This window comes from Pseudomonas migulae (genome assembly GCF_043225285.1).
Classification (GTDB): Bacteria; Pseudomonadota; Gammaproteobacteria; order Pseudomonadales; family Pseudomonadaceae; genus Aquipseudomonas; species Aquipseudomonas migulae_C.
Map to the genome: position 1 here is coordinate 1,361,905 of NZ_CP171224.1, position 20,313 is coordinate 1,382,217.

At 59.8% G+C, this 20,313-nt stretch carries 18 protein-coding genes; 6 read left to right on the plus strand and 12 right to left on the minus strand.

Features of this window, described 5'->3' with window-relative positions:
* The first annotated feature begins 68 nt into the window (after nucleotides 1-68).
* The 3 genes from ACF6ZU_RS06310 (at nucleotide 69) to ACF6ZU_RS06320 (ending at nucleotide 4,752) form a co-directional block, all read left to right on the plus strand.
* Nucleotides 69-1,835, plus strand: a complete 1,767-nt coding sequence (locus tag ACF6ZU_RS06310; protein ID WP_392890996.1) for an ATP-binding protein — start codon at nucleotides 69-71, stop codon at nucleotides 1,833-1,835.
* Nucleotides 1,829-3,163 (plus strand): sigma-54-dependent transcriptional regulator, encoded by a 1,335-nt coding sequence (locus ACF6ZU_RS06315; RefSeq protein ID WP_392890997.1) that lies wholly within the window; start codon nucleotides 1,829-1,831, stop codon nucleotides 3,161-3,163. The genes ACF6ZU_RS06310 and ACF6ZU_RS06315 overlap by 7 nt, the downstream gene beginning before the upstream one ends.
* A gap of 266 nt (nucleotides 3,164-3,429) precedes the next feature.
* On the plus strand, nucleotides 3,430-4,752 hold the full coding sequence (locus ACF6ZU_RS06320; RefSeq protein WP_392890998.1) for an MFS transporter: 1,323 nt from the start codon (nucleotides 3,430-3,432) through the stop codon (nucleotides 4,750-4,752).
* A 115-nt stretch (nucleotides 4,753-4,867) separates the two neighbouring features.
* On the opposite strand, the gene ACF6ZU_RS06325 is transcribed toward ACF6ZU_RS06320, so the two are convergent.
* On the minus strand, nucleotides 4,868-5,623 hold the full coding sequence (locus tag ACF6ZU_RS06325) for a hypothetical protein (RefSeq protein WP_392890999.1): 756 nt from the start codon (nucleotides 5,621-5,623) through the stop codon (nucleotides 4,868-4,870).
* Nucleotides 5,624-5,866: 243 nt separating this feature from the next.
* Here ACF6ZU_RS06325 and ACF6ZU_RS06330 point away from each other — a divergent pair, with 243 nt between their 5' ends.
* The gene (locus ACF6ZU_RS06330) at nucleotides 5,867-6,496 is read left to right on the plus strand and encodes a flavin reductase family protein (RefSeq protein ID WP_392893720.1); all 630 of its coding nucleotides are present in this window, start codon (nucleotides 5,867-5,869) and stop codon (nucleotides 6,494-6,496) included.
* On the opposite strand, the gene ACF6ZU_RS06335 is transcribed toward ACF6ZU_RS06330, so the two are convergent.
* Nucleotides 6,497-6,727, minus strand: coding sequence for a hypothetical protein (locus ACF6ZU_RS06335; protein ID WP_392891000.1), 231 nt, complete (start codon nucleotides 6,725-6,727; stop codon nucleotides 6,497-6,499).
* Between the two features lie 41 nt (nucleotides 6,728-6,768).
* Nucleotides 6,769-7,122 carry a putative quinol monooxygenase gene (locus ACF6ZU_RS06340; protein WP_392891001.1) on the minus strand — a complete coding sequence of 118 codons (354 nt, stop codon included), beginning with the start codon at nucleotides 7,120-7,122 and terminating at the stop codon, nucleotides 6,769-6,771.
* A gap of 334 nt (nucleotides 7,123-7,456) precedes the next feature.
* Between ACF6ZU_RS06340 and ACF6ZU_RS06345 the strand changes: the two genes are divergently transcribed.
* Complete coding sequence (locus ACF6ZU_RS06345; protein WP_392891002.1) at nucleotides 7,457-8,386, plus strand: AraC family transcriptional regulator N-terminal domain-containing protein; 930 nt, start codon at nucleotides 7,457-7,459, stop codon at nucleotides 8,384-8,386.
* 132 nt (nucleotides 8,387-8,518) lie between these two features.
* Here ACF6ZU_RS06345 and ACF6ZU_RS06350 read toward each other — a convergent pair whose 3' ends face one another.
* The 6 genes from ACF6ZU_RS06350 to ACF6ZU_RS06375 form a co-directional block, all read right to left on the minus strand.
* Nucleotides 8,519-9,574, minus strand: a complete 1,056-nt coding sequence (locus ACF6ZU_RS06350; protein ID WP_392891003.1) for an ABC transporter ATP-binding protein — start codon at nucleotides 9,572-9,574, stop codon at nucleotides 8,519-8,521.
* Between the two features lie 16 nt (nucleotides 9,575-9,590).
* Nucleotides 9,591-10,439 carry an ABC transporter permease gene (locus ACF6ZU_RS06355; protein WP_008034315.1) on the minus strand — a complete coding sequence of 283 codons (849 nt, stop codon included), beginning with the start codon at nucleotides 10,437-10,439 and terminating at the stop codon, nucleotides 9,591-9,593.
* Entirely contained in the window at nucleotides 10,436-11,344 is a 909-nt protein-coding gene (locus tag ACF6ZU_RS06360) for an ABC transporter permease (RefSeq protein WP_392891004.1), read from the minus strand. The genes ACF6ZU_RS06355 and ACF6ZU_RS06360 overlap by 4 nt, the downstream gene beginning before the upstream one ends.
* Before the next feature lie 194 nt (nucleotides 11,345-11,538).
* Entirely contained in the window at nucleotides 11,539-12,642 is a 1,104-nt protein-coding gene (locus tag ACF6ZU_RS06365) for an ABC transporter substrate-binding protein (RefSeq protein WP_392891005.1), read from the minus strand.
* 295 nt (nucleotides 12,643-12,937) lie between these two features.
* Complete coding sequence (locus ACF6ZU_RS06370) at nucleotides 12,938-14,386, minus strand: aldehyde dehydrogenase family protein (protein ID WP_392891006.1); 1,449 nt, start codon at nucleotides 14,384-14,386, stop codon at nucleotides 12,938-12,940.
* Nucleotides 14,383-16,020 carry a 5-guanidino-2-oxopentanoate decarboxylase gene (locus ACF6ZU_RS06375; protein WP_392891007.1) on the minus strand — a complete coding sequence of 546 codons (1,638 nt, stop codon included), beginning with the start codon at nucleotides 16,018-16,020 and terminating at the stop codon, nucleotides 14,383-14,385. Before ACF6ZU_RS06375 ends, ACF6ZU_RS06370 begins: the two co-directional genes overlap by 4 nt.
* A 160-nt stretch (nucleotides 16,021-16,180) precedes the next feature.
* On the opposite strand from ACF6ZU_RS06375, the gene ACF6ZU_RS06380 reads away from it, so the two are divergent.
* A complete protein-coding gene (locus tag ACF6ZU_RS06380) occupies nucleotides 16,181-17,065 on the plus strand; it encodes a LysR substrate-binding domain-containing protein (protein ID WP_392891008.1) in 885 nt (294 codons plus the stop codon).
* Between the two features lie 15 nt (nucleotides 17,066-17,080).
* Here ACF6ZU_RS06380 and ACF6ZU_RS06385 read toward each other — a convergent pair whose 3' ends face one another.
* The 3 genes from ACF6ZU_RS06385 to ACF6ZU_RS06395 all read right to left on the minus strand — a co-directional run bounded on the left by ACF6ZU_RS06385 (nucleotide 17,081) and on the right by ACF6ZU_RS06395 (nucleotide 20,305).
* Complete coding sequence (locus tag ACF6ZU_RS06385) at nucleotides 17,081-18,103, minus strand: alpha-xenorhabdolysin family binary toxin subunit B (protein WP_392891009.1); 1,023 nt, start codon at nucleotides 18,101-18,103, stop codon at nucleotides 17,081-17,083.
* Between the two features lie 34 nt (nucleotides 18,104-18,137).
* Nucleotides 18,138-19,376 carry an alpha-xenorhabdolysin family binary toxin subunit A gene (locus ACF6ZU_RS06390; RefSeq protein ID WP_392891010.1) on the minus strand — a complete coding sequence of 413 codons (1,239 nt, stop codon included), beginning with the start codon at nucleotides 19,374-19,376 and terminating at the stop codon, nucleotides 18,138-18,140.
* 314 nt (nucleotides 19,377-19,690) lie between these two features.
* Nucleotides 19,691-20,305, minus strand: a complete 615-nt coding sequence (locus ACF6ZU_RS06395) for an NAD(P)-dependent oxidoreductase (RefSeq protein ID WP_392891011.1) — start codon at nucleotides 20,303-20,305, stop codon at nucleotides 19,691-19,693.
* Nucleotides 20,306-20,313: the final 8 nt, after the last annotated feature.

A 20,313-nucleotide genomic window follows, 5' to 3' on the forward strand; every position in this document is an offset into this window, starting at 1 on the left:
AACCGAAGAGCAGCCCACATTACGCGTGATATGGTGCCTGCCCCCTAGAACTGTGCTTTGTTCCTAGAATGATCCCGACTTCACGCAATCTGCGCCTGGCGCTCTACACCGCCCTTATCATCGCCGGCGCCGCCCTCGCCGCCGCCTTGGCCATGCGTCACGCCGAACGCCAGTCTCTGGTGGAAGACGCCGCCCGCGCGAATCTGCAGCTGGGTTTGTACGCCACTTCCCTGCACACCCTGATCGAACGCTACCGCGCCCTGCCCGCCGTGCTGGCGCTGGACCCCGAACTGCGTTCGGCGCTCAAGGGTCCGGTAAGCCCCGAGCAACAGGACGTGCTGAACCGAAAACTGGAAAAAATCAACGGCGCCGCCCAATCCTCGACTCTGGAACTGCTCGATCACACCGGCCTCGCCATCGCGGCGAGCAACTGGCGTTTGCCCAGCAGTTACGTCGGCCACAACTACGGTTTCCGCCCCTACTTCAGCCAGACCCGTACCCAGGGCACCGGGCGTTTTTATGCGGTGGGCGTGACCAGCGGGATTCCCGGTTACTTCCTGTCCAGCGCCGTGACCGATGACGATGGCGGCTTTCTCGGCGCAATGGTGGTGAAACTCGAATTTCCCGAACTGGAACGCGAATGGCGCCAGGGCAGCGACACCCTGCTGGTCAGCGACGCACGCGGGATCATCTTCATCGCCAATCAGCCGGGCTGGCGCTATCGCCTGTTGAAACCGCTGGACGACAGCGATCACACCGAGCTCAAGGCCACCCGCCAATACGACAAACAGCCGCTGACGCTGCTGGACCATCAATCGCTGCGACGCTTCGATGACAACAGCGAACTGGCACGGGTCGACGGCCCGGACGGCAAGGCCGATTACCTGTGGGAATCCCTGCCGCTGACCACCGAAGGCTGGACCCTGCATTTGCTGCGCCGCCCGCAAGTCGCATTCGAAGACAGTCGCAACGCCGCGCTTGCTGCTGCCGGTCTGTGGCTGACGCTGGTGTTTCTGCTGCTGTTCCTCAACCAGCGCTGGCGCCTGGCGAAGATGCGTCAGCGCAGTCGCGAGGAGCTTGAGCAATTGGTGGAAGAACGCACCCGCGACCTGCGCACCGCTCAGGACGGTCTGGTGCAGTCCGCCAAGCTTGCCGCCCTTGGGCAGATGTCCGCTGCGCTGGCCCATGAAATCAATCAACCCCTGACCGCCCAGCGCATGCAACTGGCGACCCTGCGCCTGCTGCTCGATCACGGCCGCGTCGACGACGCCTACAAGGCGTTGAAACCGGTGGATGACATGCTCACGCGCATGGCCGCCCTTACCGGTCACCTGAAAACCTTCGCCCGCAAAAGCCCCAGCGGCCTGCGCGAACGCCTGGACCTGGCAGCAGTGGTGGACCAATCGCTGGAACTGCTCGACACGCGCCTGCGCGATGAACAGGTCAGCACTGTGCTGCATCTGACCCGTCCGGCGTGGGTGCGCGGCGATGCGATCCGTCTGGAACAGGTGCTGATCAATCTGCTGCGCAACGCCCTGGACGCGATGCAGGACAAACCCTGCAAGCGCCTGGAAATCCGCCTTGAAGCCGACGAACAGCTGTGGCGCCTGAGCGTCATCGACAACGGCAGCGGCATCGCCGAAGAAAACCTGGCGAAGGTCTTCGATCCGTTTTTCACCACCAAACCGGTGGGTGATGGCCTGGGCATCGGTCTGGCCGTATCCTTCGCCATCGTTCACGAATCGGGCGGACGCCTGAGCGCCGACAATCACGCCAACGGCGCGGTGTTCAGCCTGACCCTGCCCATCGATCCGGAGGCCCCTGGCCCATGCTGAATTCAGTGATGGTGGTCGACGATGAAAGCAGCATCCGCAGCGCCGTCGAACAATGGCTGAGCCTGTCGGGTTTCGAGGTGCAGCTGTTCAGCCGCGCCGACGAATGCCTGGCGCAACTGCCGGCGCATTACCCCGGCGTGATCCTCAGCGACGTGCGCATGCCCGGCATGACCGGCCTGGAGCTGCTGGCCGAAGTGCAGCGCCGCGACGCCGATTTGCCGGTGATCCTGCTGACCGGCCACGGCGACGTGCCGATGGCCGTCGACGCGATGCGCGACGGCGCCTACGACTTCCTCGAAAAACCCTTCAGCCCGGAAACCCTGCTCGGCAGCCTGCGCCGTGCGCTGGACAAGCGCCGTCTGGTCCTGGAAAACCGTGCCCTGCACGAGCAGGCGGACAACCGCGCGAAACTCGATGCGACGTTGCTCGGGGTGTCCCGTGGTTTGCAGACGTTGCGCCGACAAGTGCTGGACCTCGCGGCATTGCCGGTCAACGTGTTGATCCGGGGTGAAACCGGCAGCGGCAAAGAGCTGGTCGCCCGCTGCCTGCACGACTTCGGGCCGCGTGCCGACAAACCGTTTGTCGCACTGAACTGTGCGGCGATTCCCGAGCAGTTGTTCGAGGCCGAGCTGTTCGGTCACGAGAGCGGCGCGTTTACCGGCGCCCAGGGTAAACGTATCGGCAAGCTCGAATACGCCGATGGCGGCACGCTGTTTCTCGATGAAATCGAGAGCATGCCGTTGGCCCAGCAGGTGAAATTATTGCGGGTGTTGCAGGAACAGAAGCTGGAGCGCCTGGGCTCCAACCAAAGTATTCACGTAGACCTGCGGATCATTGCGGCGACCAAGCCGGACTTGCTGGACGAGGCGCGGGCCGGGCGTTTTCGCGAAGACCTGGCTTACCGGCTGAACGTCGCCGAGTTGCGCTTGCCGCCGCTGCGCGATCGCCGTGAGGACATTCCGCTGTTGTTCGAATCCTTTGCGCAAAAGGCTGCCGAGCGCCTGGGCCGCACTTTCCCACCGCTCAGCGGGCCGCAGTTGAGCCATCTGCTGAGCCACGACTGGCCGGGCAATGTGCGCGAACTGGCGAACGTGGCCGAGCGGCAAGTGCTGGGCCTGGGCGAGCCGGAGCCGGTGGGCATCGATCCGGGGCAATCGCTGGCGGCGCAGCAGGAAGCCTTTGAAGCACAGTGCCTGCGCGCGGCGTTGACCCGGCACAAGGGCGATGTGAAAGCGGTGCTTGAAGAGCTGCAACTGCCGCGTCGGACCTTCAATGAAAAGATGCAGCGGCATGGCCTGACCCGGGAAATGTTCACACCGAACCTGTAGGAGCCAGCTTGCTGGCGATGGCGGTGGATCAGCCAACATTTATGGCGCCTGATACTCCGCAATCGCCAGCAAGCCGGCTCCTACAGGGTTGTGTGCATGGGCGGAAATCCGCTTGCGAACCTGGATTCCATAAGCGGATTTCCGCTCATTAAAGCCTCTACACCCCTCTAAACCGGCCCTCCTCCCCTTGGCACAGCTCCTGCTATAGCCCATGCAGGCTGCGTTTCAACGCGCTCCACAAAAACAATTAAACGAAGGATCCTTCAATGGATAACTCCAACGCCCTGCCCCTTGGGTCGGCTGCCGTGCCCGCCAAAGAAAGAACCACCGCCAGTCGCATCAAGTCGATCTTCAGCGGCTCCGTCGGCAACATGGTCGAGTGGTACGACTGGTACGTCTACGCCGCCTTCTCGCTGTACTTCGCCAAGGCCTTTTTCCCGAAAGGCGACACCACCGCCCAACTGCTCAACACTGCTGCGATCTTCGCCGTAGGCTTCCTGATGCGCCCGATCGGTGGCTGGCTGATGGGCCTCTACGCCGACAAAGCCGGGCGCAAGAAAGCGCTGATGGCGTCGGTGTACCTGATGTGCTTCGGCTCGCTGATCATTGCCCTGAGCCCTGGTTATGAAACCATCGGCATCGGCGCACCGATCCTGCTGATCTTCGCGCGTCTGCTGCAAGGCCTGTCGGTCGGCGGCGAGTACGGCACCTCGGCCACCTACCTCAGCGAGATGGCGACCAAGGACCGTCGCGGTTTCTTCTCCAGCTTCCAGTACGTGACCTTGATCTCCGGCCAGCTCATCGCGCTGGGCGTGCTGATCGTGCTGCAAAACTTCCTGACCACCGAAGAGCTGTACGCCTGGGGCTGGCGCATCCCGTTCGCCATCGGCGCGCTGTGTGCCGTGGTCGCGCTCTACCTGCGTCGCGGCATGGAAGAGACCGAGTCGTTCACCAAGGTCGAGAAAGCGAAAAAAGAAAGCGCCATGCGCACCTTGCTGCGCCATCCTAAGGAACTGATGACCGTGGTCGGCCTGACCATGGGCGGCACCCTGGCGTTCTACACCTACACCACCTACATGCAGAAATACCTGGTGAACACCGTCGGCATGAGCATCTCCGACTCCACCACCATTTCCGCTGCCACGCTGTTCCTGTTCATGTGCCTGCAACCGATCATCGGCGGGCTGTCGGACAAAGTCGGTCGTCGTCCGATCCTGATCGCCTTCGGCATCCTCGGCACGCTGTTCACCGTGCCAATCCTGACCACCCTGCACACCATCCAGTCGTGGTGGGGCGCGTTCTTCCTGATCATGGCGGCGCTGATCATCGTCAGTGGCTACACCTCGATCAACGCCGTGGTGAAAGCCGAACTGTTCCCGACCGAAATCCGCGCACTGGGCGTCGGCCTGCCGTACGCGCTGACCGTGTCGATCTTCGGCGGCACCGCTGAATACATCGCGCTGTGGTTCAAGAGCATCGGCATGGAAACCGGTTACTACTGGTATGTCACCGCGTGCATTGCCGTGTCGTTGCTGGTGTACATCACCATGAAAGACACCCGCAAACATTCGCGGATCGAGACGGACTGACCGTTGCGTCACTTCAAATAAACCGAGGTGAATTCATCGCCGGCAAGCCGGCTCCTACAGGTATACGACTTCAATCTGTAGGAGCCGGCTTGCCGGCGATGGCCGCACCTCGGTATCAGGTCAACTCGGCAGCTGCCTGCTTCCCGTACTTGCGCTGCGCGTAAGACGCGCCCGCAATCATCACCACCAAAATCCCCGCCAGCACCAACGACGAACCAATGGTGCCGAAATCCAGACCACCCTTTTCATGGGGCTTGGTCAGGAAGTCGCCCAGTGTCGCGCCGAATGGCCGGGTCAGCACAAACGCCACCCAGAACAACAGCACCGAAGAAATTTTGGTGAAGTACTTCAACAGCACCACGACCGCAATGGTCGAGCCAATCAGCAGCGCACCACCAGCAAAACCCAGGCCCGAGTCGTCGGCCAGGTAATCGCCCAGCGCTGTGCCCAAGGTGTTGGAAAACAGAATCGCCATCCAGTAGAACATCTCGCCGCGAAAGGTCTGGACCTTGGTGACGTTCAGCGAATCGCCGCTCAAACGCCAGGCGGCAAAAATCCCGATCAGGATCGCAATCAGAATCATCGAACCGGTGGCATAGCCCAATTCAAGGGTACGGTCCATGAAGTCCGACATGGTGGTGCCGGCCGTACTGGTCGACAGAATCACGATCCAGTACAGCACGGGCTTGTAGGTCTTGGACATCAGTTGCGCGACCAGTGTCAGCACGAACACGCTGATCAAAATCAGCGAGCTGAGGGCGTAACCGACGTTGAGGGTCATCGACAGCAAGTCGCCCGCGGTTTCCCCCAGGGTCGTCGCGCAGATTTTCATCACCCAGAAGGCCAGGGTGATCTGTGGAAGTTTGTTCATCGAGGGTTCCGCTCCAATGGTCATGATGGCCCGTGTGCAAGGGGTGTGGCCGGTGCCGCGCAGACTGGAGGTGAAGCGGTGAAAATTAGGTCGGGGCTTTATGAAAAATCTGTCACACCCGCCGTTTCTTCTGTAGGAGCGAGCTTGCTCGCGATGGACGACAACGATAACGTGGGCCGCCTGACGGAACGCGTTGTTCAACCGTTTTTCGCGAGCAAGCTCGCTCCTACAGGACATACCGCCATGGCTGACGACATCCACTACTACGAACCCGCCAACGGCCACGGCCTGCCGCATGACCCGTTCAACGCGATCGTCGGCCCGCGCCCCATCGGCTGGATTTCTTCACAGGATGCCGAAGGCCGCCTGAACCTGGCGCCCTACAGCTTCTTCAACGCGTTCAACTACATTCCGCCGATCATCGGGTTCTCCAGCGTCGGGCGCAAAGACAGCCTGAACAACATCGAGCAGACCGGCGAATTCGCCTGGAACCTGGCGACCCGTCCATTGGCCGAGCAGATGAACCAGAGCTGCGCGATGGTCGGGCCGGAGGTCAACGAATTCGAGTTGTCCGGGTTGACGCCCGTTGCATCGAAAATCATTCAGGTGCCGCGCGTTGCCGAAAGCCCGGTGTCCTTCGAGTGCAAGGTCACGCAGATCATCCAGTTGCAGCGCGCTGACGGCAACGTGGTGCCGAGCTGGCTGATTCTCGGCGAAGTGGTCGCCGTGCACATTGCCAAGTGGCTGTTGAAGGACGGCGTCTACGACACCGCCGCCGCAGAACCGATTTTGCGCGGCGGCGGGCCAGCGGATTATTTCCAGCTGGGGCCTGAGGCATTGTTCAAGATGTTCCGCCCGGGAGCGGTCAGGTAATTACCAGAGCAGATCAGCGTCTTCTTTGACGTCTTTGAGGCGGGTCAGCTCTTTGGCCGCCGCCAGATCGGCTTCGTTGGCGGTCTTGAAGATTTGCCCTTCAAGCACTTTATGAAAGCGTGGTGCCCCTGAACCACCCAGGGCTTTGACGGCGATCGCGGCGTGGTAACCGCCCTCGCCCGGTACTACAGCGGAAACAGCTTCGAAGTGTTCAAAGGCTTTACGTGCCATGTCGCGGATCCTGGCTGGTTGAGAGTGGAGCCATTAAACCCTCAACCTGCCATTTTGTGTACCCAGGACTGGGACTGCCCCGTCGCCTGGGCCGCCGACACGTCCTTGAAGGTATGAAAATCCAGGCTGTTGACCACCAGCTCCTGCACCAGCTCGGCGAACACCTGCATCGCCGGCGTGCCGAAGTAGGCGTTCATGGCCTGCTGATGGGTCCAGAAACCGGACACCAGCCACAACTCCGGATCGCATTGCGAATGCTGCAGGGAAAAGCTCAGGCAGCCAGGCGCGGTGCGCGATGGCTCGATCAAGGCGCTGAGGCGCGCACCGAGTTCCGCCGAACGCCCGGCGCGGGCGCGAACGAAGGCCATATGACTGACGGGGATTTGCGTAGACATGTTCAACCCTCCCAGGTACTCGAGTGGCAGCCGTGGGACGGGCTGCGACAGGATCCAAGGTTAAGCGCCCGCTCGCCGCGCCGTTAGTCGATTCCTGCCGGCTTGTTGCACAATCCTGCGAGGCTGCATTTTCCACCTGTAACAATGTGTAAAACCTGTCACCGGGCTGAAACACGAGGTTCAAGCAAGTTTCCCCTGTGCCGAACTGCCATAGCAGCACCCGCCTTCAACCCCATGCAGAATCAGGCAAGCTTTTCGCAGGATGTGTCTACCACCCTGGCTTGCACAAACTTAAGCTCTGCCCATTCCCACCGTTTCGCCGAGGATGCCCTGCATGTCGTCACTCGATCACTTTCAAGCCCCGCTGGACGCCGACATGGAGAAACAGCGCGCGGAACTGGCGGCCATCATCCGCCGCAACACGCAGGAGGATGGCAATTACGCGACAGCCGTCGACTCGCTGTTCATGTCGCGCCACAGCAAGTCCCATGACTTCGCTCCGGTACTCGCGCAACCGGCGCTGTGCATCATGGCCCAGGGGCGTAAAGAGGTTCGGCTGGCCGACGAGTACTTCAATTACGACCCGCTGAATTACCTGGTGGTCTCGGTCTCGATGCCGTTGAGCGGGCGCGTGGTGAATGTGACCTCCGACGAACCGATCCTTGCGGTACGGCTGGACATCGATCCGGCGGAAATCACTGCGCTGATTGCCGACGCCGGGCCCCTCGGCGTACCGACCCGCCCGACCGGTCGCGGCTTGTATGTCGAGCGGATCGACACGGCGATGCTCGACGCGGTGCTGCGCCTGGCGCGCTTGCTGGACACGCCGAAAGACATCGCCATGCTCGCGCCGCTGATTCGCCGGGAGATTCTCTATCGGTTGCTGCGCAGCCAGCAGGGTCATCGGCTGTACGAGATCGCTATCGCCAACAGCCAGAGCCACCGCATCAGCCAGGCGATCAAATGGCTCAACGGCAACTATGAGCAGCCATTGCGCATCGATGATCTGGCGAAGGAAGTGAACCTGAGCGTGTCGACCCTGCATCACCGGTTCAAGGCGATGACGGCGATGAGTCCGTTGCAGTATCAGAAGCAGCTGAGGTTGCAGGAAGCGCGGCGCTTGATGCTGGCCGAAGGGCTGGAAGCCTCGGCGGCGGGGTATCGCGTCGGGTATGAAAGCCCGTCGCAGTTCAGCCGCGAGTACAGCCGGTTGTTCGGCGCGCCGCCGTTAAGGGATTTGGCGCGGTTGCGGTTGACGGTCTGATCCGATTTTTGCGGAGCAAGTACCGGCCTCATCGCGAGCAGGCTCGCTCCCACATTGGATTGGTGTACACCAACCCCCTGTGGGAGCGAGCCTGCTCGCGATTGGGCCAGCAAAATCCCCATCAAATCCGGATCAGGCGCCGAGCACCCGGCAAGCCTCAGCCGGAAGGGTCACCGACACCGGATTACCGATGCTCAACCCAAACCCCTGGCACGGCGTGCTCAGCGCGGTGAACGACACCCCGGAACACTCCACAGTCGTCTCGATCGTCGCGCCGATGTCCCGCACGAACGTCACCTTGCCCAGCAAGCGGTTCCCCGCCGTCGCCTGCGGATGCGAGAGTTGCAGGTCCTCGGGACGGATCAGCATTTTCACTTTCTCGCCGACCACGATGCTGCTGCAGATCGGCACTTCCAGCGCGTCGCCACCGGGCAAGCCAACCTTGCCGTTGCCCAGCGCGGTGGCCGGGAAGATGTTGCCCGAACCGATGAAGTCGGCGACGAACTCGTTGGCCGGATGGCGGTAAATCTCGATCGGCGTGCCCACTTGCTGCACGCGATGTTCGCCCAGTACCACGACGATATCGGCCATGGTCATGGCTTCACGCTGATCGTGGGTCACCATGATGGTGGTGATGTTCAGGCGTTGTTGCAGCTGACGGATTTCCACCTGCATCGACTCGCGCAGCTTGGCGTCCAGCGCCGACAGCGGCTCGTCCAGCAGGAGGATTTTCGGGTGGTTGGCGATCGCCCGGGCAATCGCCACGCGCTGGCGTTGACCGCCCGAGAGTTTGGCCACCGGACGATCGATCATTTCACTGAGCTGAATCAGTTCCAGCAACTCCACGACCCGCGCCTGCTGATCGGCTTTGCTGACCCCACGCAGTTTCAGTGGATAGGCGATGTTCTCCCCCACCGTCATGTGCGGGAACAGCGCCAGGGATTGAAACACCATGCCGAAATTACGCAGATGCGCCGGGGTGTGGCCGATGTCTTCACCGTCCAGGCGAATCTCGCCGCCGGTCAGGGTTTCGAGCCCGGCGATCATCCGCAGCAAGGTGGTTTTACCGCAGCCGGACGGGCCGAGAAAACACACCAGCTTGCCTTCCGGCAAATGCAGGTTCACATCCTTTACCGCGCAGGCCGAGCCGTAATGTTTCTCGACGTTTTCCAGAATCAGACCAGACATAAATCACCTCAAGAAATCAGAACGAAACGCCGCCTTCGCCAACCAACTTTTCCAGCGCCCAAATGAGCACGAAGTCGATCAGCACGATCAGCACGGCAAACGAGAAAACGGTAGGGTCGAGGGACGACACGGTGCGGCTGTACATCCAGATCGGCACGGTCATCACATCGATGGTGTAGAGGAAATAGGTCACGGTGAATTCGTTGAACGAGACGATGAACGCCAGCAGCATCCCCGCCAGAATCCCCGACTTCATCAGCGGCACCACCACATCGATGATCGCCCGCGTTGGCGAAGCACCGAGCATCTGCGCGGCCTCTTCAACTTCGCTGCCGATCGACAACATCGCCGCGGTGCAGTTTTTCACCACGAACGGCAACGCCAGGATCACGTGGGCAATCACCAGGCGCGAGGTGGTCATCTGGAACGGCAGGCTGTCGAACACCAGCAGCAACGCCAGGCCCAATACCACCATCGGGAACACCAACGGCAGCGACATCAGTTGCAGCGCCACGGCCTTGCCGCGGAACTCGCAACGGGTCAGCGCATAAGCCGCCGGTACCGCGATGATCGTGGCGAACACCATGGTCAGGCATGACACCATCAGGCTGGTGGTCATGGCTTTGCCGAGGCTCAACACATCGCTCGCATCCGGCGAGACGAAGGTGTGCCAGGCGGCCTTGTACCATTGCAGGCTGTAGCTGCTCGGCGGGAAGTCGAGGTTCGACGCACCGCTGAACGACATGACGATCATGGTCAGGATCGGCAGCACCGCCAGCAACAGAATGAAGCCCGAGAGGATGCCGGCAAACTTGCCGGTTTCGCCTGGCAGCAGCGAATAACGCTTCTTGATCACAGAGCTCATTGCGAAGCCTCCAGCATGCGCCGACGACGGCCAGTGATGTATTCGGACAAGGTCATGATCGCGAGCGTGGTAACAATCAGCACCACACCGGCGGCGGACGCGGCGGGCCAGTTCATCAGCGGGGCGATCTGGTCATGGACCATCACCGCGAGCATTGGCACACGGCGGCCACCGAGCAGCAAGGGCACCACGAAGCTGCTGGCGTTGTAGGCGAACACCAGCGTCGCGCCGGTAATGATCCCCGGAAAACTCATCGGCAGAACCACCTGGCGGAACACCTGAAAGCGACTGGCGCCCAGCGTGGCGGCGGCCTCTTCGTAAGTGCGGGCGACGCCGCGCATGGCGCTGGCAATCGGCAGCACGGCCAACGGGAACGCGGTTTGCACCAGGCCCATCAACACGCCGTTCTGGTTGTACAGCAGCATGATCGGACGCTTGATCAGGCCCAGGCCCATCAGCGCCTGATTGAGCATCCCGCCCGGGCCGAGAATCACCAGCCAGCCATAGCTTTGCAGCAGCAGGTTGACCAGCAACGGCAACAGCACCGCCGCGAGGAAGATCCGTCGTACGAACGGTGAAGTCAGGCGCGACATGGTGTAAGCCACCGGGATCGCCAGTACCACGGCGATCACTGCGCTGATCAGGGCCAGGCGCAGGGTCAGCAGCAAGGATTTGAGGTAATAGGGTTCGAGCAATTGGGCGTAGCTGGCCAGGCTGAACCCGGTCCATTCCGCGCCTTTGGTGCCCACGCTCATGCGCAGCACCAGCAGGCTGGCGGCAATCAGCACACCCAGAAACAGCATCGACGGCGTGAGGAAAAACCAGGCACGGGCCGTCGGCGAAACACCCCGACTCGGGCGCGATTCAACGGCGCTGACCGAATGGGTCAAAGGTTGGTGTTCCATAGCAAAGGTCTCGTCAATGGAAAGCAGCTGGCGTACACAGTGATCTCAGGCCACCCCGGTCCCTTGTAGGAGTGAGCCTGCTCGCGATAGCGGTGTATCAGTCGACATTAACGGTGAATGTCAGTCAGCTATCGCGAGCAGGCTCGCTCCCACAGGGGATCTTCAGTAATGAAGACCCTGTGTTCGCCACTCGATCAGGAAGAAAAGATTTCCGTGTAGCGACGAATCCATTGGTCATGCACGGAGGCCAGGAAGGCGTTGTCGTGCATGATCGCCTTCTCGGCAATCTGCTCCGGCGTGAGGATGTACGGGCTCTTGCGCGCTTCGGCGGAGATGATCGCCTTGGCGTTGACCGGGCCGTTGTAGATGTCTTCAGCCATCTTGCCCTGCACCAGCGGGTCGAGGGAGTGGTTGATGAAGGCGTAGGCCAGGTCGGTATCGCCCGGACGATTCTTCGGCATCACCGACAGCATCAGGTCGGTGTAGAACCCTTCCTTCATGCCGAACGTGGCGCCCAGGCCATAGGCCGGATCGCGGATCTGTTTCGGGAAGAAGGCCGGCGCGTACAGGCCGCCCATGTCCAGGGAACCGGTGCGGAACAGCTCGGCGATCTGGTTCGGGTTTTCACCCAGGGTCACCACGCGATCTTTCAGCTCGGCGAGTTTCTTGAAGCCCGGTTCGATGTTGTGCTCGTCACCACCGGCCAGTTTGGCGGCGATGATGATCAGGTCCATGGCCTCGGTCCAGTTCGGCGGCGGCAGGAAGATGTTCGGCGACAGCTCGGCATCCCACAGGGCGGCGTAGCTGTCCGGTGCTTCCTTGATGGTGCGGGTGCTGTAGACCAGGCTGTTGCACCAGAGCAGGTAACCGATGCCGTGGCCATTGGCGCCGGTGCGGTATTTCTCCGGGACATCCACCAGGTTGGGAATGCGGTTGAGGTCGGGTTTTTCCAGGAGGTTGGCGGCGGCCAGACCTTCGGCGCCGACGCCGGCCAGGGTGATGATGTCGTACTGCGGACGATCACCGCCGGCCTTCAGTTTGGCGACCATTTCCGAGGTACTGCCGGTGCGGTCGGCGATGACCTTGCAGCCGTACTTGTCTTCAAAGGTTGCCGCGATGTTGCGCAGTGCCGCCAGGCCGGTGTCGTCGGACCAGGTCAGCAGGCGCAGGGTCTTGCCTTGAAAGCGGGTATCGCTGGCGTTGGCTTTGATGAACGGCATGCTCATGGCTGCCGCGGCAACCGAGGCCACGCCCACGGTCTTGATGAATTGACGTCTGTTCAGATCATGCTCGCCCATTACGGACTCCCTTTGTTTTTGTAGGTATAAGGCAGGTCGAAACTGTTGCATCCGCGTACCCGGACCAGCGTTATCCCTCGTATTTTCGGGGGTTTGGCTGAGCCAGTGAGTTCATCCTGAGGTTGCGTAAAACACCTGACTATCGATAAAAACTCATCGAAGCCATGACATCCGTGCATGCCTCATGTAGGAGCGAGCCTGCTCGCGAAAAGTGCATGAACGACGCGGGCTGTCTGACTCCCCGCGTTATCGTTGAAGTCCATCGCGAGCAGGCTCGCTCCTACAGTAATACGCGTCAGACGGCCCGAATCACGTGTTTGATTTCCTGAAAAGCCTGCAAGCCCCACGGCCCCAATTCGCGGCCGATGCTGCTCTGCTTGTAACCACCCCAAGCGGTCTGCGGGAAGATCACTTGCGGCGCGTTGATCCACACAAGCCCCGCCTGCAAAGCGTTGGCGACCCGATCGGCGGCCTCGGCGTCACGCGTGACGACGCTGGCGACCAGACCGAACTGGCTGTCGTTGGCCAGGGCAATCGCTTCGGCTTCCGAGGCGAAACTGCGTACGCAGATCACCGGGCCGAAAATCTCTTCACACCACAGCGCACTGTCGAGGGGCACTTCGGTGAAAATTGTCGGCTGCAAAAAATACCCGCGCGGCAAATCCGCCGGGCGATTGCCGCCGCACATCAGCTTGGCGCCGGCACTCAGACCGCGATCGATGTGACCGAGCACGCGCTGGTATTGCGCCTGATTGACCAGCGCGCCCATTTCCACATTCGGGTCGAACGGGTCGGCCACGCGGATGGCTTCGGCGCGCGCCTTCAGGCGCAGGAGGAATTCGTCAGCCAGTTCATCGGCGATCAGCACGCGACTGGTGGCGGAACACATTTGCCCGGCGTTGAAAAAACCGCCGCCACAGGCCACTTCCACGGCCAGTTCGATGTCGGCATCGGCCAGCACCAGCAGCGAGGATTTGCCGCCCAGCTCCAGGCTCACGCCCTTCACGGTTTCTGCCGCGCGTTGCATTACTTGCACACCGACTGCGTTGCTGCCGGTGAAGGAAATCTTGGCGATGCGCGGGTCCGCCGACATCGGCGCGCCAACGGCGAGGCCGGTGCCGCAGACCACGTTGAACACGCCGTTGGGCAGGCCAGCGTCGGCGATGATCGCGGCCAGTTCCAGCTCCGGCAGTGGCGTCACTTCGGACGGCTTGAGCACCACGCAGCAACCGGCGGCCAGGGCCGGGGCGAGTTTCCACGCGGTGGTGACCATCGGAAAATTCCACGGCACGATCAGGCCGACCACACCGCATGGCTCACGGCGCACACGGGCGCTGAAGTCGTCGGTGGGCAGCTCGACGTTGCTGTCTTGTTTAGCATCGAGGCCCTCAGCCAGACCGGCGTAGTACTCGAAGGTGGCGATCACGTCATCGACGTCGATGGCCGCTTCGAACAGCGGCTTGCCGTTGTTGCTCGACTGCAAGTGCATCAACTGATCGCGACCCGCCTGCACGCCCGCAGCAATCTTGCGCAGGATCGCGCCACGCTCGGCGCCGGTGGTTTGCGACCAGGCCTTGAAGGCTTCGGTCGCTGCGTTCACCGCTTGGTCGACGGCGTGTGCATCGCCGCCGTTCACGGTGGTCAGCAGCGCTTCGGTGGCCGGGTTGATCACGCGCAGGTGTTCGCTGCCCGCCGACCATTTGCCGTCGATGAACAGACCGTCAAGGGTGGTAGGGAACGTCATTTCGACACCGCCTTCATCCACTGGGTCTGATCGATTTCAATCAGGGTCGGGCCCTGGCGATCGGCCGCGGAGCGCAATGCGCCGCGCAGTTGCTCGACCCCCGCGACCGCTTCGGCCGCACAGCCCAGCGCCTTGGCGACACCGATGAAGTCCGGGGTGTAGATGTCCACGCCCACCGGCTCGATGGCGCGGTTGACCATGTACTTCTTGATCTCTTCGTAACCCTGGTTATTCCACAGCAGGACGATCACCGGTGTGCGCGCTTCCACGGCGCTGGCCAGTTCCGGCAGGGTGAATTGCAGGCCGCCGTCGCCGATCAGGCACACCACCGGAGGGCGCGTGCCCTTTTCAACGTTGCCGCCAAGCCAGGCGCCAATCGCCGCCGGCAAGGCGTAACCGAGGGTGCCGTAACCGGTGGACGAGTTGAACCAGCGACGCGGACGTTCCGGGTTGAAGGTCAGGTTGCCGGTGTACACCGGTTGGGTCGAATCGCCGACGAACACCGCTTCTGGCAACTCGTGCAGGACGGTCTCGAGGAAGCGGGTCTGGGCCAGGGTCGGCGCGTCCCAGGTGGCGGCGAGGTCTTCGCGCAAACGGGCGGCACGGACCTGGCCCCAATCGTTGCGGCGCTCGGCCAGCGATTTATGCGACAGCGCGCTCAGCAAGGCTTGCGCGGCGTTGCGCGAGTCGGCGACCAGTGCCACGTGCGGCGGGTAATTGCGTACGGTTTGATCCGGGTCGATATCAATGCGCAGCAGTTTGCCGGGAATCTCGAAACCGCCGGCGAACGTGACGTCGTAATCGGTCTCGGCCAGCTCGGTGCCGATGGCCAGCACCACATCAGCCTCGGCCACCAGGGCGCGGGTGGCGACCAGGCTTTGGGTCGAACCGATCAGCAGCGGATGGTTGGATTCGAGCATGCCTTTGGCGTTGATGGTCAGCGCGACCGGCGCGTCCAACAGTTCAGCCAGTTCAGTCAATTCAGCAGCGGCATCGATGGCACCGCCGCCAGCGAGAATCAGCGGGCGCTTGGCGCCGGCGAGCAGTTCGGTCATGCGGCTGATCGCGCTTGGCGAAGCACCGGCGCGGTCGATGTTGACCGGCAGGCTGCTGAGCAGGTCATCGGCTTCTTCGACCAGAACGTCCAGTGGAATTTCGATGTGAACAGGACGCGGGCGACCGGCCTGGAACAACGCGAAAGCACGAGCCAATACACCCGGCAATTCCGACGCCGACATCAAGGTGTGGGAGAACGCCGCCACGCCGCCGACCAGGGCGCTCTGGTTCGGCAGCTCGTGGAGCTTGCCGCGACCGCCGCCCAACTGGTTGCGCGTCTGTACGCTGGAGATCACCAGCATCGGGATCGAGTCGGCGTAAGCCTGGCCCATGGCGGTGGTGATGTTGGTCATGCCCGGGCCAGTGATAATGAAGCACACACCCGGCTTGCCGCTGGTGCGCGCATAACCGTCAGCCATGAAACCGGCGCCCTGTTCGTGACGCGGGGTGACGTGGTTGATGCTCGAACGGGCCAGCCCGCGATACAGCTCCACGGTGTGAACCCCGGGGATGCCGAACACCTGCTCGACGCCATAATCTTCGAGTAACTTGACCAATACTTCGCCGCACGTCGCCATGTCTTTTGCCCTTTTTGTTCGATTGAGACGCCGGGCCTGCGCAGTGTTTATGATGAGTGGGCAGGTCCAGGGATGGCCTCATTGGAACGGGCGACACATAGCCGCAACAATGGATAAAAAGTCATACTAGCCATGTCCTCACGTCATACCTTGGATCCCAATGAAACGATTGCCTCCCCTGCCGGCGCTGCACACTTTTCTGATTACCGCGCAGTGCTGCAACTTCACCCGCGCGGCCGAACAGCTGTTCATCACCCAGGGCGCGGTGAGTCGACAGATCGCCGGGCTGGAAGAACATCTGGGTTATGAGCTGTTCATTCGCCAGGCACGCGGCCTGGATTTGACGGCGGAAGGTCGGGAATGGCTGCCTCGGGTGCAGCAGATTTTCGGCTTGATCGACGAGGCCGTGGAGCAGATCGGCGAGAAGCGCGAAACCCTGCAACTCAAGGCGCCGACCTGTGTGATGCGCTGGCTGTTACCGCGCCTGCTGCAGTGGCAACGGGAGCGTCCGGACGTGCCGGTGGAGTTGACCACCACGGTCAAGCACGGTGTGGATTTCCATCGCGAGCAATTCGATGCGGCGGTGATGTACGGCGCGCCGCCGGACAGTGCACTGGTCAGCCACCATCTGTTTGACGAGCAACTGACGCCGGTCTGCTCCCGGCCGTTGCTCGAAGGTACGGTACCCCTGCGGACACCGGACGATCTGGAGCGTCATCTGCTGCTGCACCCGACCCGGGATGAACGGGACTGGAAGGCCTGGCTCGCCAGTGCGGATGTTCACCTAAGCAATGTCGGCAAGGGCCAGCACTTCGAGACGCTCGACCTGGCCATGTCGATGGCGTCCCAGGGCACCGGCGTCGCCATCGGTGACTGGTCACTGATCGGTGACGACTTGAGCGCCGGCCGACTGGTGATGCCCTTTGAACTGAAAGTGCGCACGGGGCTGGCGTATTACATCGTTCATCCCCAGAAGCCAGCGCCGAGTGGCCCCCTAAGTGAGTTGCTGGAATGGTTGCAGGGCCAGGCCCGCGCACCGTCATGACAAATCAGAACGGCTTTAACGCCAGGTGATTTGCTTCAGGTAGTTGAGCATCGATTCATGGTAACCGGCGATGACCTGAATGCTCTGGACGTCGCGAATCAACTGGGGCTGAGCCGTTTTTGAAAAATGTTCATAGGCTGTCAGCACCTTTTGAGCTTCCCTTAACCAATTTTCAGTCACCTGGTCCAGAGCCCCGACGGCCTCAAGCTTTTGCAGTTTCAGGGACTGATCACGGATTTGCGCCTCGACATCGGCCAACTCTGACTTCACGCCATCAAGTCGATTGCGAACGCCATCCCTCGCTTGCGCAAGGTTTGCATAACGTCGTCCTTCTTCGATGCCTTCCAGATTGCCATTCAGGCGATTGAGCGCTAACTCAAGAAACTCGCGATCCGGTTTCTTGGTCGTCACGAGTTTGAGGATCGCTTCTATTTCGGCGGCACCGGGGATTTGCTTCTTGAAAATATCCAGCCAGTGCGGCGCATTGAACTGCGCGAGTTGCTGATCAATGTTTTGTTTCTCGAACAAAAGTTTTTCATGATCGCTTGTGAGCCCGGCGGCAGTTTGACGAAGGCGAGCCAGCCGTGCTGAGTCGATTCGGACGAGGTCCACTCCCTCCTCGGCAAAACTGATTTCTCCCAGATTCTGTAGCACCTGGTGTAAGTGGTCAGCCGCACTCTTCAAAGGTTTTTGGGCACTGGCAACCCTTCCAGAGCAGTACTTCACAAGCTCTTCTATTTTCTCTGAGCAAACACTGGGCGGAACGTTCGTGATGCTTTTTATCTCTTCAATACGCGTCAGAACGGAGACGAAATTGACGTTACCAAGAGAAACAACTACCCGCTTGATATCCTCGCCTATCTTCTGATCGTCGGCATTGAGTTGGTCGCGTGCGTACAGTGTTTTCTCCTGTATCGCAGGCAGAAACGAAAAGGTGTCATCAGCCACCGCCGCATTGAAGTGTTTCTGACTGGCTCTCATTACTTTTCGATCGGGAAAATCAAACTCGTTAGCGTTATTAACCGTATAGTTTTTCATTAGCACTTCATCCTTGAACTATTTATATAAACAATTAAGCCACTACATCATTGAACACTTTGGTCAATGCACTCGCATGTCCCCTGATGACTTTCCATGGCCCAATGACCGCCTGTAAATCCAGAATCAACCTGTTTAAATCCAACACATTATCGATCTCCGACGCACGATCTGCAGACTCTCCTATATTTACCCAAATGATCGCCCATACATCTTCCAGATTCTTCGCACCTCTTTCAGCGTCAACCATCAGCGTTTGCAGATTAACCAGTCGTCCTCCCAAATCATTCAGGAGTTTAGTAAGGTTGGCGTTGTGCATATCTGCCAGCAGCCCGCTCCGACGATCCAGCAAATCATTTTTCTCGGCCCTGACCTGTTCGGCCTTAGACCCGAAAATACCACCGGTGATTACAACACCGAGCGGTCCGAATACTAATCCTGAAAAGGCATATCCTACCAATCGACTGTATTCATCTTGCTTCTGGGCAATGTGTTCGTCCAGGACTTGCAATTGAGCGGTAATTTCCTGGTTTCTGGCGTCCAGTTCACCTCCGGATCTTTCAACGTAATCTAATTTGCTGTGAACAGCAGGCAATAGCTCTTCTGTTATTTTTCGGGAAAATTCAATTGCTAATTTTTTCACATCCCGGATTTTTTTATAAAAACTCTCGATATCGCTTTTCATGACGTCGAAATACACAGACAGACGGCCAATCCTCGTCGTATCGGAGCGGTTGAGCGGAATGTCAGCGAATCTGGCCATTTCCTCCTCAGTCAATGTATTAACAGTCCCTATTAGGGTTTTGTAGCCCTCTGTATTTTTGAGATGACCGACAAGATCTGTACCGGTTTCTAAAAATCTGTCAGAAAAATTATCAAGTTGGCTACCCAGGGTTTTAGTGTCCTTTTCCAATGTCGCCCAGGAAAGTGCGTGTGCATGAATATTTTGGTGGAGCTTTTGTATGTCTGCGGGCTCCAGCCCCGCAACATGAGCGGTCCTGTAACCGAGGAATCGCTCCACGTCGCTCAAATGAACCGGTAAGCGAAGGCTCGAATTGACGTAGCGTTTGATGGCAACGATGTTGCTTTTTTTTACTATAAATGTCCCATCCTGATAATCAGGGGCATCTTCACCGGCCATCACACCAAAATACTGTACCGGCACATATTTTGCGGCATCTCCAACGGTGTCTATCCCCTCTAAGGTTTCAACAGCCCTCAGCGCAACATCCTCAAATTCGGGATCTAAATCCAGTTCCCTATGCATGTCCATATAAATTCCATTTAAATAAATCACAACCCTATTAACAAACCATCAACATTCAAGATTCTTGAAAGAGACGATTAATGCAACGCAACACTAACCGGGCGGATTTCCACATTCAATCGGAACAGTCAAGTAATGACGTAGGAAATAAAACCACATGACCCTGGATTTTTAACATCCAGAAAAAACACTAAAAAGCATGACGCTTAACGATGACTTAAGTTCATCATCAAAATCCACTGCCAACTTATTTCTTGATGCTTTTAGAATAAAAAACACACGCCTCGTTGCAAGACGTGTGCTTTATGTTCCCCGGCTATTTAGTAGCCGACGGTAAACCGTTGACGTTGATGTGCAGGTTTTTCAGTTTCATCAATCAGTGCAATCGCATAATCAGCGAACGTAATCCAGCTTCGCCCTGCACTGCTGACCAACAAATCATCTTGGCCAGTTCGAAACGCGCCGGTCCGCTCGCCTTCGACAAACTCCGCCGACGGCGACAGAAAGGTCCAGTCCAGTTCCTTTTCCTGACGCAGGTTCTCCAGAAACTGCGCACCGGCGCTGGCCTCGGTTTTGTACTCTTCAGGAAATCCCTTGCTGTCGATGACACGGGTGCCGTCCGGCAACAACAGCGAGCCGGCACCACCTACCACCAGCAAGCGTTTCACCCCGGCATTTTTCACCGGACCGATAACTGCACTGGCTGGCAGGGTGGTGAAATGTGCGGCGCTGATCACCACATCATGCCCCGCCACCGCCGCTTGCAATGCGGACGCATCGAGGGCGTCGACGTTCTTGCAGGTCACACCGGCGCGCTGGCCGATTTTCGAGGTATCGCGGGCGATGGCCGTGACGCTATGACCGCGACGCAGGGCTTCTTCCAACAATTGGCTGCCGGCACGGCCGGTGGCACCGATGATTGCGATGTTGCTCATGGCGTTCT

Coding starts and splice junctions, on each gene's coding strand:
- ACF6ZU_RS06310 (WP_392890996.1), top strand. CDS start 69: ATGATCCCGACTTCACGCAATCTGCGCCTGGCGCTCTACACCGCCCTT.
- ACF6ZU_RS06315 (WP_392890997.1), top strand. CDS start 1,829: ATGCTGAATTCAGTGATGGTGGTCGACGATGAAAGCAGCATCCGCAGC.
- ACF6ZU_RS06320 (WP_392890998.1), top strand. CDS start 3,430: ATGGATAACTCCAACGCCCTGCCCCTTGGGTCGGCTGCCGTGCCCGCC.
- ACF6ZU_RS06325 (WP_392890999.1), bottom strand. CDS start 5,623: ATGAACAAACTTCCACAGATCACCCTGGCCTTCTGGGTGATGAAAATC.
- ACF6ZU_RS06330 (WP_392893720.1), top strand. CDS start 5,867: ATGGCTGACGACATCCACTACTACGAACCCGCCAACGGCCACGGCCTG.
- ACF6ZU_RS06335 (WP_392891000.1), bottom strand. CDS start 6,727: ATGGCACGTAAAGCCTTTGAACACTTCGAAGCTGTTTCCGCTGTAGTA.
- ACF6ZU_RS06340 (WP_392891001.1), bottom strand. CDS start 7,122: ATGTCTACGCAAATCCCCGTCAGTCATATGGCCTTCGTTCGCGCCCGC.
- ACF6ZU_RS06345 (WP_392891002.1), top strand. CDS start 7,457: ATGTCGTCACTCGATCACTTTCAAGCCCCGCTGGACGCCGACATGGAG.
- ACF6ZU_RS06350 (WP_392891003.1), bottom strand. CDS start 9,574: ATGTCTGGTCTGATTCTGGAAAACGTCGAGAAACATTACGGCTCGGCC.
- ACF6ZU_RS06355 (WP_008034315.1), bottom strand. CDS start 10,439: ATGAGCTCTGTGATCAAGAAGCGTTATTCGCTGCTGCCAGGCGAAACC.
- ACF6ZU_RS06360 (WP_392891004.1), bottom strand. CDS start 11,344: ATGGAACACCAACCTTTGACCCATTCGGTCAGCGCCGTTGAATCGCGC.
- ACF6ZU_RS06365 (WP_392891005.1), bottom strand. CDS start 12,642: ATGGGCGAGCATGATCTGAACAGACGTCAATTCATCAAGACCGTGGGC.
- ACF6ZU_RS06370 (WP_392891006.1), bottom strand. CDS start 14,386: ATGACGTTCCCTACCACCCTTGACGGTCTGTTCATCGACGGCAAATGG.
- ACF6ZU_RS06375 (WP_392891007.1), bottom strand. CDS start 16,020: ATGGCGACGTGCGGCGAAGTATTGGTCAAGTTACTCGAAGATTATGGC.
- ACF6ZU_RS06380 (WP_392891008.1), top strand. CDS start 16,181: ATGAAACGATTGCCTCCCCTGCCGGCGCTGCACACTTTTCTGATTACC.
- ACF6ZU_RS06385 (WP_392891009.1), bottom strand. CDS start 18,103: ATGAAAAACTATACGGTTAATAACGCTAACGAGTTTGATTTTCCCGAT.
- ACF6ZU_RS06390 (WP_392891010.1), bottom strand. CDS start 19,376: ATGGACATGCATAGGGAACTGGATTTAGATCCCGAATTTGAGGATGTT.
- ACF6ZU_RS06395 (WP_392891011.1), bottom strand. CDS start 20,305: ATGAGCAACATCGCAATCATCGGTGCCACCGGCCGTGCCGGCAGCCAA.